We start from the raw sequence: 11,711 nt of genomic DNA, 5'->3' as shown, positions 1-11,711 counted from the left end.
ACCCGGGCCGGGCCATGCGCTCCGCATCGCGGAGAGCATGTACGTGACGTAGCGCCGCCGAACCTCAATACCCGATCCACACCGCGAACGTCAGCGCGACGCACGACAGCGCGAGCAGGATCGCGAACAGCGGCAGCACGAAGCGGATCCACGCGCCGAAATCGACGCGCGCGGTCGCGAGATAGGCGAGCAGCATGCCGGACGTCGGCGTGACGAGATTCGTCAGCCCGCCGCCGAGCACGAACGCGAGCACCGACGTCTGGCCGCTCACACCGGACAGCTGCGCGATCGGCCCGATGATCGGCATGCTCACCGCGGCCTTGCCCGACACCGATGGAATGAACACGTCGAGCACCATCTGCACGCCCATCAGCCCGTTCGCGACCCACACCGGCGACTGCCCGTCCGCGAGCCGCGTGAAGAAATTGATCAGCGTGTCGAGCACGAGGCTGTTCTGCAGCAGCAGTTCGACCGACGCGGCGAGCCCCATCAGCAGCGCCGCGAGCATCATGTTCTTCATCCCGTCGACGAATGCATCGGCCGCGCTGCGCGAATCGAGCCGGCCGATCGCGGCCGTCGCGATGCTCACGGCCGCGTAGAACGCCGCGAGTTCGACGTTGCCCCATTTCAGTTCGCGCGTGCCGTAGATCAGCATCGCGACGGCCGCGGCGAACACGACGAGCGTCGCCTTGTGGCGCAGCGACAGCTTCGCGGCCGCGTGCGCGCTGTGACCGGCGGCCGTTTGCCCGGCGCGATAGCCGGTGTTGCGCACATGGCGCAGCAGGTACAGGATGCCGATCGTCAGGAATACGACGAATACGGCCGCGCGCAGCGCGACGCCGCTGAACAGCGGCACGCCGACGAGCGGTTGCGCGACGGCGAGCGCGAGCGGGTTCGTGACCGACGCGATGTAGCCGATCTTCGCGGCGAGCGCGACGAGCGCGACCGCGTACAGGTCGGAGAGCCCCAGGCGCCGCGCGATCACGACGACCATCGGAATGATCACGAGGTACTCGGAGATGAAGCCGAGCAGCGTGCTGCCGAGCCCGATCAGGATCATCAGCATCGGCGTCAGTAGGTACGCGTTGTTGCCGGTCAACTGCAGCAGCCGGTCGATGCCCGCATCGACGACGCCCGTGCGGCGCATCACGCCGAACATCCCGCCGACGAACATCACCATCACGATCAGCGGCGCGTTCTTCAGCAGCCCCTGAGGCACCACGACGAACGCGGATACGAGGCTCGCCGGCATGGCCTGTGCGGGCGTGCTGTGGCTGACGGCCGGCGCGACGAGCGTCGACAGGTCGGTCGTCTTCGGCACCACGTGATAGGTGCCCGGCACGACGAGCCGGCCGTTGCGCTCGAAGTGACCGGAGTCGACGATCCACGTGAGCGCGATCGCGGCGGCCAGTACCCACAGCATCATCACGACCGGGTGCAGCATCTTGCCGTGCGGATGCGGTGCGTGGCCGGCGGGGGCGGCCGGATCGTCGGCCGCGCGCGCGGCGGGGTCGGCGCCGTGCGCGCCGGCCGGGTTCGGGGAAGAGGCGGACATCGGATCCTCGTCGAAGAAGGAGCGGGCCGTCAGGCCGGTTGCAGCGCGGCGCGCGCCGGGACGTAGCCGAGTTCGGCGGAAATGGCGTGGCTGCACGCCTGCAGGCGTTCGAGATAGTCGGGGATGTCGGCGTGGCTCACGCGCACCTCGGGGCCCGTCACGCTGACGGATGCAACCGTCGCGCCCGTCAGGTCGCGCACCGGCACCGCGATCCCGACCGCGCCGGGCGTCACCTCGCCGCTGCTGACCGCGTAGCCCTTGCGCGCGACTGCGTCGAGTTCGCCGGCCAGCTTCGCCGGATCGTCGGCCTGCCCGTTCCGGCGCAGTTGCGCGAGATATTCGTCGCGCACGGCTTCCGGCGCGAACGCGAGCAACACCTTGCCCGACGCGCCGAAATTGACCGGCCGGCGGTTGCCGACCGCGCCGACGGTGCGCACCGCGTGCGTCGTTTCGCAGCGCGCGACGCATACCGATTCGAGCCCTTCGCGCACGCGCAGCACGATCGTTTCGTTGATCGCCTGGTTGAGCGCGAGCATGTGCCGGTGCGCGGCGCGCACGAGCGCGTTCTGCTGCGACGCGGCCACGCCGATCACGAACGCCTGCGGGCCGAGCGCATAGGTGGACGTGCGCGCGTCCTGCACGACGAAACGGTGCAGTTCGAGCGTGCACAGCATCCGGTACGTGCGCGATTTGTTGATGCCGAGCTGCGACGCCAGTTCGGTCACGCCGAGGTTCGGATGCTCGGCCACGTAGGTCAGCAGCTTCAGCGCGCTGTCGACGGCGTCGACGATGTAGGTCGTCATGCGGCGTCTCCCGGCGAGGCGATGCGTGCGCGCACGTAACCGGCGAGCGCGTCGAGGTATCCATCGACCGAGCGTTTCAGCGCGGCGAAGCCATCGTTTTTGGCGAACGCGGCTTCGTCCATGTACAGCGCACGGTTGAATTCGATCTGGATGCTGTGGCGCTGCTGCGCCGGGTCGGCAAGCGCGGTCAGCAGGTCGCCGCCCTGGTACGGGTCGTTGATCTGCACGCGGTAGCCGGCGCTGGCGAACCATTGCGCGGTCCACGCGGTGAACGCCGGGTCGGCGGTCGTGCCGCGCCGGTCGCTGACGACGACGTCCGGCCGCAGCGCACCCGCGTCGACGTTCATCGCGTTGCCGCGCGACTTCATCGAGTGGCAGTCGATGTGCCACAGCGCGCGGTGCGCGGCATGCAGCGGCGCGGCGATGCCGGCGAGCGCGCGGCGGTAAGGCAGGTAGTACGCGTCGATCCGGTGGCGCACTTCAGCGAGCGACAGCTTGCGGTCGTACAGCGGCACGCCGGGCAGCGCGTCGCGCCGGATCAACCCCATTCCGCGCTGCGTGTACGGCTGCGGCGCAAGCGGCGCGGGCCACGGCTCGGCGAGCAGCGTTTCGTCGATATCGGTTTCCGCACGGTTCGGATCGATGTAGGCGCGCGGGAACGTCGCGCCGAGCAGCGTGCCGCCGCGTGCGGGGGTGCCGGCCCACAGTTCGTCGATATACGCGTCCCACGTCGTGCGGATCGCGTCGTCGGGCGCGACGGTCGAGAAGTCGGGCGGATACGCGATGCCGCTGTGCGGCGAATCGACGACGATCGGCAGCGCGGGCGCCGTCGGTTGCGCGACGAAATACGCGGGCGGTGTGCCGGCGGCCGCGTTGTTGCAATTAAACGTCACCATGGGGATCAGGTTCTTTACCTAGTTTCTCGAAGTGTCTCGTTCGTTTGTTTTAATGATTAAAACAGCGTATCAATATTTCACAACGGCAGAAAATTGCGGTCAAGGGCTTTTTTCAAAGCCGGATCTGCATGCTCTGATCGGCCTGTAATGCCCGCCGTTATTGGATTTGTTTCATTCTTCGAAACGCCTTGAGAATCGGAGGATGTGACCTTCGCGTTCTATTTTTGGCATGACTTGACGCTGTAAATCGTCGAAATCAACAATTAATAAGACGATGTTTTATTCAATAAAACAAGTCATGGGCGATTTAAATCGCTCCCCATATTTAGTCGACAAAAAGGGGTCGGAGATGAAGCGGAAGGAAATGGCGGTCGCGCTGGCAGGCATCGCAATCGCGGCAGGCGCGACGCATGCGCACGCGCAATCGAGCGTGACGCTGTATGGCGTCGTCGATTCGGGGATCACCTACACGAACAACCAGAACGGTCATGCCGCGTGGCAGGCGACCGGCGGCAACGAGCAGGGCACGCGCTGGGGGCTGCTCGGCAAGGAGGATCTCGGCGGCGGCACGCGCGCGGTGTTCCGGCTCGAGAACGGCTTCAACATCGAGACCGGCACCGCGAGCCAGGGCGGCCGGCTGTTCGGGCGGCGCGCGTACGTGGGGCTGGACAACGACCGCTGGGGCACGCTGACGATGGGCCGCCAGTACAACGCGGCTCAGGAAGTGCTGGAGCCGCTGCAGATCGGTGCGACCACCGCGCTCACGCAGTACGCGCTGCATCCGTTCGACACCGACGACCTGAACAACACGTTCCGCACCAACAACGCGGTGCAGTACCAGACGCCCACGTGGTACGGGCTGCGCGCGGTCGGCCTGTACGGCTTCTCGAATTCGACGTCGTTCGCCGAAAACCGCGTGTGGAGCCTCGGCGCGAGCTACGAGAACGGGCCGCTGCAGCTTGGCGCCGCGTACGTGCGTGTCGATCATCCGGCACTCGACACGACCGGCGCGGCCGCGTCCGACAATTACTACACGTTCGTCAAGGGCGTGACGCGCCAGCAGATCTGGGGCGCGGGCGGCGCGTATGCGTGGGGCGCCGCGACCTTCGGGCTGCTGTACACCAGTTCGCTGTTCAACCTGCAGACGGGCGGTGCGATGCGCTTCAACAACTACGAGGGCAGCGTGCGCTACCTGATGACACCCGCGCTGCAGTTCGCGCTCGGCGAAACCTACACGCAGGTGCTCGCGTCGCAGGGGCCCAAGCCGAGTGCGCACTACCTGCAGACCAGCGCCGGTGCGCAGTATTTCCTGTCGAAGCGCACCGATATCTACGTGAATGCGTTCTACCAGCGCGCGTCGTCGAACGCCGTGGCCGCGATCGAAGGGATCTCGAATCCGTCGAGCACACGTACGCAGATCGTCGCGGTGACCGGCATCCGCCACAAGTTCTGACGCGGCGGCAGGCCGCGGGCGCGCGCTGTCCGCTTACAGCCGGATCAGCGCCGCGCCCGCAACCACCAGCGCGCACGCGGCGAGCCGCTGCACGCCCGGCCGCTCGCGCATCGCGAACCAGGCGATCGCGACCGCGAAGATCGAGCTCGTTTCGCGCAGCGCCGATACCGTCGCCACCGGCAGGTGCCGGTACGCAAGGATCACGATCCCGTAGGCGGCGAGCGAGATCGTGCCGGCGATCGCGCCCTGCACGAGCGCGGTGCGCGACGCGAACACCGCGCGCGGGCCGCCGCGCAGCGCGCAGACGAGCACGAGCTGCGGCACGCTCCACAGCAGGTACACCCACGCGATGTAGCCGAGCGCGCTGCCGGAGATGCGCGAGCCGATCCCGTCGCAGATCGAATACGCGGCGATGAACACGCCTGTGAGCAGCGCATACGGCACGCCTTCGCCGGAGAACCGGAAGCCGCGCCGCAGCGCGAGCGACATGATGCCGAACGACACGAGCGCGATGCCCGCGAAGCCGAACGGCGTCGGCCGCTCGTGCAGCAACGCGAGCGCCAGCACCGACACGAGCAGCGGCGAGATGCCGCGCGCGATCGGATAGATCTGCCCGAATTCGCCGCTGCGGTACGCACGCGCCAGCGTGAAGCAGTACGCGACCTCGAGCGCGGCCGATGCGGCGATGTACGGCCACGCGGCGGGCGCCGGCGCGGGCAGCAGCGCGGCGCCGGCGACGCCGAACGCGAGATACGGCAGCGACATCGTGCCGAGTTGCACGAGCCGGTCTTCACTGACGTGGAGGAAGGCATTCCAGATCGCGTGCAGCAGCGCGGAGCACAGCACGAGGCCGATGAACAGGTGATCCATGAACGGAAGTGAGGACGGGAGCGGGGGAGGAGCAGCGCCGTCAATTATGTGGGTATCCGGCGCGTTCGCGCGGAATTGTCGATAATGGAACGTTGTTATTCACCGGATGCCGACGATGACCGAAGCCACCCAAGCCCAGCCTGCCGTTCCGCGCCTCACGAGCCTGTCGCACGGGGGCGGCTGCGGCTGCAAGATCGCGCCGGGCGTACTGTCCGAGCTGCTGAAGCGCGCGACGCCGCCCGCGCTGTTCCCGGACCTGCTGGTCGGCACCGAGACGTCCGACGACGCGGCCGTCTACCGGCTCAACGACGAGCAGGCGATCGTCGCGACCACCGATTTCTTCATGCCGATCGTCGACGATCCGTTCGACTTCGGCCGCATCGCGGCGACCAACGCGCTGTCCGACGTCTATGCGATGGGCGGCAAGCCGATCCTCGCGCTCGCGCTGGTCGGCATGCCGATCAACGTGCTGCCGCACGAGACGATCGCGGCCGTGTTGCGCGGCGGCGAATCGGTGTGCGCGGATGCCGGCATTCCGGTCGCGGGCGGCCATTCGATCGATTCGGTCGAGCCGATCTACGGGCTCGCGGCGATCGGCGTCGTGCATCCGTCGCGCGTGAAGCGCAATGCGGCCGCGCGCGCGGGCGACGTGCTCGTGCTCGGCAAGCCGCTCGGCGTCGGCGTGCTGTCGGCCGCGCTGAAGAAGAACCAGCTCGATGCCGACGGTTACGCGCAGATGGTCGCGACGACCACCAAGCTGAACCGGCCGGGCGCCGAGCTGGCTGCGCTGCCGGGCGTGCATGCGCTGACCGACGTCACGGGCTTCGGGCTGCTCGGCCATGCGCTCGAGCTGGCGCGCGGCGCGCAGCTCACCGCGCGCGTGCACTATGCGTCGCTGCCGTGGCTTGCCGGTGTCGAGGCGTTCGTCACCGACGGCGTGTTCACCGGCGCGTCGGGCCGCAACTGGGCCGCATACGGCACCGACGTGCGGCTCGCCGACGGCCTGCCCCCCGTCGCGCAGGCGTTGCTGACCGATCCGCAGACGTCAGGCGGCTTGCTGGTTGCGTGCGCACCGGAAACCGTCGATGAAGTGCTCGCCTGCTTCCGTGCCGACGGTTTCGACCGCGCGGTCGTAATCGGCGAGATGGTTGACGGGCCCTCGCGCGTCGACGTCGCCTGACGCCGGATTCACACACCGGATCGTTTTGACGTCGCTAGAATCGATGCCTTCCATGAAGGCATCGACGACCGATGAACGACTTCCTGTTCGGGCTGATGATCGCGCTGTCGGTCGGGCCCGTCGCGCTGATGATCGCGAACTACGGCATGCGCGCCGGCACGGCGGCCGGCGTGCGCGCCGCAATCGGCGTGGCCGCGGCGGACGGCTGCTATGCAGTCGTCGCGTTCACGATCGGCGCGATGCTCGCGAGCACGCTCGCGTCGCATCTGTCGCTGTTCCGTATGGTTGGTGCATGCGTGTTGCTCGCAATGGGCATGCGGATGCTGTGGCAGGCGCTGCGTGACCGGCGCCGCACGCTCGACGGCGATGCCCTGCCGCCGCCGGGCGATCGCCCGTTCATGTCGATGTTCTTCGTCACGCTCGCGAACCCGCTGACGATCCTGCTGTTCTACGGCTATGCAACGGCTGCCGCCGGTGCACACCGGCACTGGTTGCCCGGTGCCGCGTGCGTGTTTGCGGGCAGCCTGGCGGGGCAGCTCGTGTTCGCGTTCGGCGGCAGCGCGATCGGTCGCTTCGTGAAGTCGCCGGGGTGGCTCGCGGCGAGCCATGCGGCCGCCGCGCTGGTCGTGCTCGGTTACGGCGTCGCGGGGTTGATGCGCGTGTAGTACCGCAGGAAACGACCGACGTTGCACGTGGCGACAAACCCGATAGCATTCCTGATGTTTGCAATGCAGCGGCGCATGCGCGAATTCCATCACGCAACACGCATCCATTCGCACGAAACACCGCTCGCCGTTTCGTAGCCGGGTTCCGCATTGCGTACGCCCGTTCTATACTCCCTCGCGCAGTCTCCGAGAGCCGTTCTCACCCAACATCACCGAAACAAGGAACGCCGATGCTGACTCGCTCCATTCTTTCCGCTGCTGCATTTTCGCTCGCAGCCTGCGCGACCGCGCCGTCGATCGCGCAGGACAACCGGGGCAACAACGCGGGCAACACTGCATTCTCCGAGACCGGTGCACAGGGCCGCCCGGTCAAGGTCATGATCATCACGATGTTCGGGCCGGAGGGCCAGGCATGGCTCGACCGGATCGGCCCGTGGCGCGACATCGCCGTGCCCGGCCTGTCGCCCGACTATCCGGCCGTTCACTGCAACAAGCAGGACGTGTGCGTGGTCACGACCGGCATGGGCTATGCGAATGCGTCGGCGACGATCATGGCGCTTACGTTCTCGCAGCGCTTCGATCTGCGCCGCACGTATTTCCTGATCTCCGGCATCGCGGGCGTCGACCCCGCGCAAGGCACGGTCGGTTCGGCCGCGTGGTCGAAATACCTCGTCGATTTCAGCCTGCAGTGGGAGCTCGATGCGCGCGAGATTCCGGCCGGCTGGAACACGGGCTTTCTCGGCATCAATACGAAGAGCCCGAACGACAAGCCGCCGCTCGACTATCGCACCGAAGTCTTCCAGCTCAATCCGCAGCTGACCGACGCCGCGGTCGCGTTGTCGCGCAACGTCGTGCTCGCCGACAGCGCGCAGGCGCAGGCCGCGCGCGCGAAGTTCACGTATGCGCCGGCGAACCGCCCGCCGACGGTGATCCAGTGCGACACGTCATCGGGCAACACGTGGTTCTCGGGCACGCTGATCGGCGAGCGCGCGCGCCAGTGGACGAAGATCCTGACCGACGGCAAGGGCACGTACTGCATGACCGCGCAGGAAGACAACGCGACGTATGAAGCGCTCAAGCGCGCGGCCGGCGTGAAGCGGGTCGACCTGTCGCGCGTCGCCGTGTTGCGTACGGGGTCCGATTTCGACCGGCCATACGCGGGGCAGACGAGTGCCGACAACCTGCTGAACTACGCGGACCAGGGCGGTTTCGCCCCGGCGACCGAAAACCTGTACCGCGCGGGCAATCCGCTCGTGCAGGACATCGTCACGCACTGGGGCGAATGGCGCGACGGCGTGCCGCGTCGTTGAGGGCCGGACGATGACTCAGCCGGCGCTCAATGCGAGTGCGGGGCCGAACGGAACGGCGTCCAGACCGGCGTGGTGTCGTCCCAGTGATCGAGCGGCGAAGGAAGGTGGTCGTTCATCATGTGCTCCTGCAGCTAACTGACTCAGCGAGTCGTCGATTGGTGTGTCGCGACGCCGCGCACGGGGCAACCCGCTGCGCGGCGTTGCGCGTTTACCGGCCCCCGCCGGCGAGTTGGTTGCTTTCCGGCATCGGGCGATACGGGCCTTGTGCGAGTTCGAGCCCTTGCGGATACGAATTCGCCTTGCGCAGGTACGCGAGCGTGCCGTCCTTGCGCGCTTGCTCGACTTCCGCGCTCACTTCGGCACGCGTACGCGGGCCGTAGTGCTGCGCGTACCACGACGTGTTGCCGTAGTCGCCGGCGTGCGGCGTGCCCGAATCGGCGAAGGCCGGTGCGGACACGGCGAGCGTGAGGGCCAGGGCGGAGAGAAGGTTGCGGCGGTTCATGACATAACTCCTGTGTCGATATGAGTTAGCGCTTCAGCGCTTACTCAGATCCCATGTCGGAGCTGGCGCTTCGGCGCTTACTCCGGTCCCGTCAGGCGGGATCTGTTCGATGCGCAACGAGGTGCGCGACAGGGTTTACTCTAGGTATCTGCTCCGTCGCGATAAATGCGGCAGACGCGAATTGATTTGTCGTCGCAAAGGAACAATCGACATCCGCATGGACGGCAGGGTTATGCGGAAATCGCCGGCAGCCCCGTGCGGCGGGGCTCGCACGGATGCGACAGCCACCCGCGACGGCGCACGCGGGCGATTGCTGCGCGCGGCACAAAGGTTTGCTGCGGAATCGGGAAGGATCGGAAGCGCCGCGCGGAACGGCGGCTTGAAGACGTGAGGAGGCGGGGAGACGCGCGGGCCTGGCGGCCCGCGCAGGCAGGTCAGACGATTACGCGACCCACTCGTTGATGACCGGCGTATCGAGCGCCGGCGCGCGTTCGGCTTCCTCGAACGTGCGCTTGCTGCACGTCGCGTCGAGGCTGCCCTTGCCGCTCAGCAGCGGGCAGCGGTCGAACACTTCGGCCACCCAGTCGACGAACACGCGCACCTTCGGCGACAGGTGACGGCTGTGCGGATACACGACCGAGATCGGCATCGGCAGCGGCTTGACGCCGGGCAGCACTTCCTTGAGCCGGCCTTCGCGCAGGTGCGGCAGCACCATGAACAGCGGCGGCTGAATCAGCCCGAAGCCTTCGATCCCGCAGGTCACGTACGCATCCGCGTCGTTCACCGACACGATGCTGTCCATCTTCACCTCGACTTCCTTGCCTTCGCTGAGGAACGTCCAGTCGATCGTGCGGCCGGTGCGGCTCGAGAAATAGTTGACGGCCTTGTGCTGGCCGAGATCCTCGATCGTCTGCGGCTCGCCGAAGCGTTCGAGATAGTCGGGCGCGGCGACCGTCACGCCTTCGAACAGGCCGACGCGGCGCGCGACGAGCGACGAATCCTGCAGCGCGCCGACGCGGATCACGCAGTCGACGCCTTCCTGCAGCAGGTCGACCGGCCGGTCGGACAAGCCGAGCTGCAGGTCGATGTCCGGATAGCGCGTATGAAATTCGCACAGCGACGGAATCACGAGCAGCCGCCCGATCGAGCCCGGCATGTCGATACGCAACTTTCCGTGCGGCTTCCGGTTGTTGGCCTGGAAGCTTGCTTCGGTTTCCTCGACGTCCGCGAGGATCCGCACGCATCGTTCGTAGTACGCGGCGCCGTCCGGCGTGAGCGACAGCCGGCGCGTGGTCCGGTGCATCAAACGCACGCCGAGGAAGGCTTCGAGATTCTGGATGATCGTCGTGACGGACGCCCGCGGCAAGCTGAGCGTTTCTGCTGCCTTGGTGAAGCTGCTTGTATCGACGACGCGAGTAAACACCTGCATGGCCTGAAGCCGGTCCATCACAACCTCCGCAATCTAATGAGCCTCCGGAACGACAAGGCTGCGCTACCTCGTGGGTAAACGCAGCCTCGGATTGTTCGGGGGCGTTGAATTGTGTTGCCGGATTATAGGCATTTATCCCAATGTCTGCCGGACCCAGAATTCGTTCCATCTCGAAATGGATGCTGCATCGTCATGGACGCTTCTGAATTCAGCAAATTCCTGAAAGCCGCGCTGCCCGCGCAAGCCTTGGCAGGCGCGGCGCTGACGGTCGCCGAAGTGGAAATTCCCGGCTACGCGCAGGACATCGTGCTGCGCCTCTACCGCCGCCCGGACAAGACCGGGTTGCCAGTAGTGCTTTATTTCCACGGCGGCGGTTTCGTCCGCGGTTCGCTCGAAGACGCGGATTTCGCCGCGCGTTTTTTAGCAGAACGCTTACCAGCTCTCGTAGTGTCGGTCGACTATTCGCTCGCGCCGGCCTTTCCTTTTCCGGCCGCGCCGGAGGATGCGTATCGCGCCGCCGTGTGGGCCGCGACACGCGCCCGCGCGTTCGGCGGCAACCCGAAGAAGATCGGGGTCGCGGGCCACGACGCGGGCGGCCAGCTCGCGAACTGTCTCGCCTTCATCGCACGTGACCGCGGTGAAGTGTCGATCGTCGCGCAGGCGCTGTTCGGGCCGATGCTCGACCCGAGCATGACGCGCATCGGCGACGCCGAACGTCTCGCCTCCGACATCACCGCGCGCGAATGCGCGGCCTGTTATCGCGCGTATCTGCCGCAGGCGGCGCAGCGCATCCACCCGTACGCGGCGCCGCTCGAATCGGTGCGCCTCGCGGGGCTGCCGCCGACGCTCGTCGTCACCGCGCAGAACGACGTGCTGCACGTCGAAGCGGAGAAATATGCGAGCTGCCTGATCTCGTCGGGCGTGCTCACGCAGGTGATCCGCTACCCGGACATCACGCACGCGACGCTCGCCACGCACGAAGCCGCATTCGAGGAAGCCGTGCGCTTCTTCCAGTGCCGCTTCCAGGCGCGCCAGCCGAACCCATAAC

11 protein-coding genes are annotated in these 11,711 nt (G+C 67.0%); 5 read left to right on the top strand and 6 right to left on the bottom strand.

The window, feature by feature from the left end; genetic code table 11:
• Positions 1-64: 64 nt before the first annotated feature.
• The 3 genes from BLA15945_RS26005 to BLA15945_RS25995 are packed head-to-tail and all read right to left on the bottom strand — an operon-like array spanning position 65 to position 3,254.
• The gene (locus tag BLA15945_RS26005) at positions 65-1,555 is read right to left on the bottom strand and encodes a YfcC family protein (protein WP_059238769.1); all 1,491 of its coding nucleotides are present in this window, start codon (positions 1,553-1,555) and stop codon (positions 65-67) included.
• A gap of 29 nt (positions 1,556-1,584) precedes the next feature.
• Positions 1,585-2,358 (bottom strand): IclR family transcriptional regulator, encoded by a 774-nt coding sequence (locus tag BLA15945_RS26000; RefSeq protein ID WP_059238771.1) that lies wholly within the window; start codon positions 2,356-2,358, stop codon positions 1,585-1,587.
• Positions 2,355-3,254 carry an N-formylglutamate amidohydrolase gene (locus tag BLA15945_RS25995; protein WP_174993733.1) on the bottom strand — a complete coding sequence of 300 codons (900 nt, stop codon included), beginning with the start codon at positions 3,252-3,254 and terminating at the stop codon, positions 2,355-2,357. The genes BLA15945_RS26000 and BLA15945_RS25995 overlap by 4 nt, the downstream gene beginning before the upstream one ends.
• A gap of 349 nt (positions 3,255-3,603) precedes the next feature.
• Between BLA15945_RS25995 and BLA15945_RS25990 the strand changes: the two genes are divergently transcribed.
• A complete protein-coding gene (locus tag BLA15945_RS25990; protein WP_174993732.1) occupies positions 3,604-4,707 on the top strand; it encodes a porin in 1,104 nt (367 codons plus the stop codon).
• 33 nt (positions 4,708-4,740) lie between these two features.
• On the opposite strand, the gene BLA15945_RS25985 is transcribed toward BLA15945_RS25990, so the two are convergent.
• Positions 4,741-5,577, bottom strand: a complete 837-nt coding sequence (locus tag BLA15945_RS25985) for a DMT family transporter (protein ID WP_174993731.1) — start codon at positions 5,575-5,577, stop codon at positions 4,741-4,743.
• A 115-nt stretch (positions 5,578-5,692) separates the two neighbouring features.
• Here BLA15945_RS25985 and selD point away from each other — a divergent pair, with 115 nt between their 5' ends.
• The 3 genes from selD (at position 5,693) to BLA15945_RS25970 (ending at position 8,732) form a co-directional block, all read left to right on the top strand.
• Entirely contained in the window at positions 5,693-6,757 is a 1,065-nt protein-coding gene (gene selD, locus BLA15945_RS25980) for a selenide, water dikinase SelD (protein ID WP_081052058.1), read from the top strand.
• Positions 6,758-6,828: 71 nt separating this feature from the next.
• Positions 6,829-7,422, top strand: coding sequence for a LysE family translocator (locus BLA15945_RS25975; RefSeq protein WP_174993730.1), 594 nt, complete (start codon positions 6,829-6,831; stop codon positions 7,420-7,422).
• A 230-nt stretch (positions 7,423-7,652) separates the two neighbouring features.
• A complete protein-coding gene (locus BLA15945_RS25970; RefSeq protein WP_174993729.1) occupies positions 7,653-8,732 on the top strand; it encodes a purine-nucleoside phosphorylase in 1,080 nt (359 codons plus the stop codon).
• A 208-nt stretch (positions 8,733-8,940) separates the two neighbouring features.
• Here BLA15945_RS25970 and BLA15945_RS25965 read toward each other — a convergent pair whose 3' ends face one another.
• Together BLA15945_RS25965 and ceoR are read right to left on the bottom strand one after the other, a co-directional pair.
• Complete coding sequence (locus BLA15945_RS25965; protein ID WP_059238786.1) at positions 8,941-9,234, bottom strand: DUF4148 domain-containing protein; 294 nt, start codon at positions 9,232-9,234, stop codon at positions 8,941-8,943.
• Positions 9,235-9,676: 442 nt separating this feature from the next.
• Positions 9,677-10,681 (bottom strand): putative multidrug efflux transcriptional regulator CeoR, encoded by a 1,005-nt coding sequence (ceoR, locus tag BLA15945_RS25960; protein ID WP_059238788.1) that lies wholly within the window; start codon positions 10,679-10,681, stop codon positions 9,677-9,679.
• Positions 10,682-10,855: 174 nt separating this feature from the next.
• Between ceoR and BLA15945_RS25955 the strand changes: the two genes are divergently transcribed.
• The gene (locus BLA15945_RS25955) at positions 10,856-11,710 is read left to right on the top strand and encodes an alpha/beta hydrolase (protein ID WP_059238790.1); all 855 of its coding nucleotides are present in this window, start codon (positions 10,856-10,858) and stop codon (positions 11,708-11,710) included.
• Position 11,711: the final 1 nt, after the last annotated feature.

Source organism: Burkholderia arboris, assembly GCF_902499125.1.
Taxonomy (GTDB): Bacteria; Pseudomonadota; Gammaproteobacteria; order Burkholderiales; family Burkholderiaceae; genus Burkholderia; species Burkholderia arboris.
Note: the sequence above shows the minus strand (reverse complement) of the source record. Positions and strands in the feature narration are given on the sequence as shown.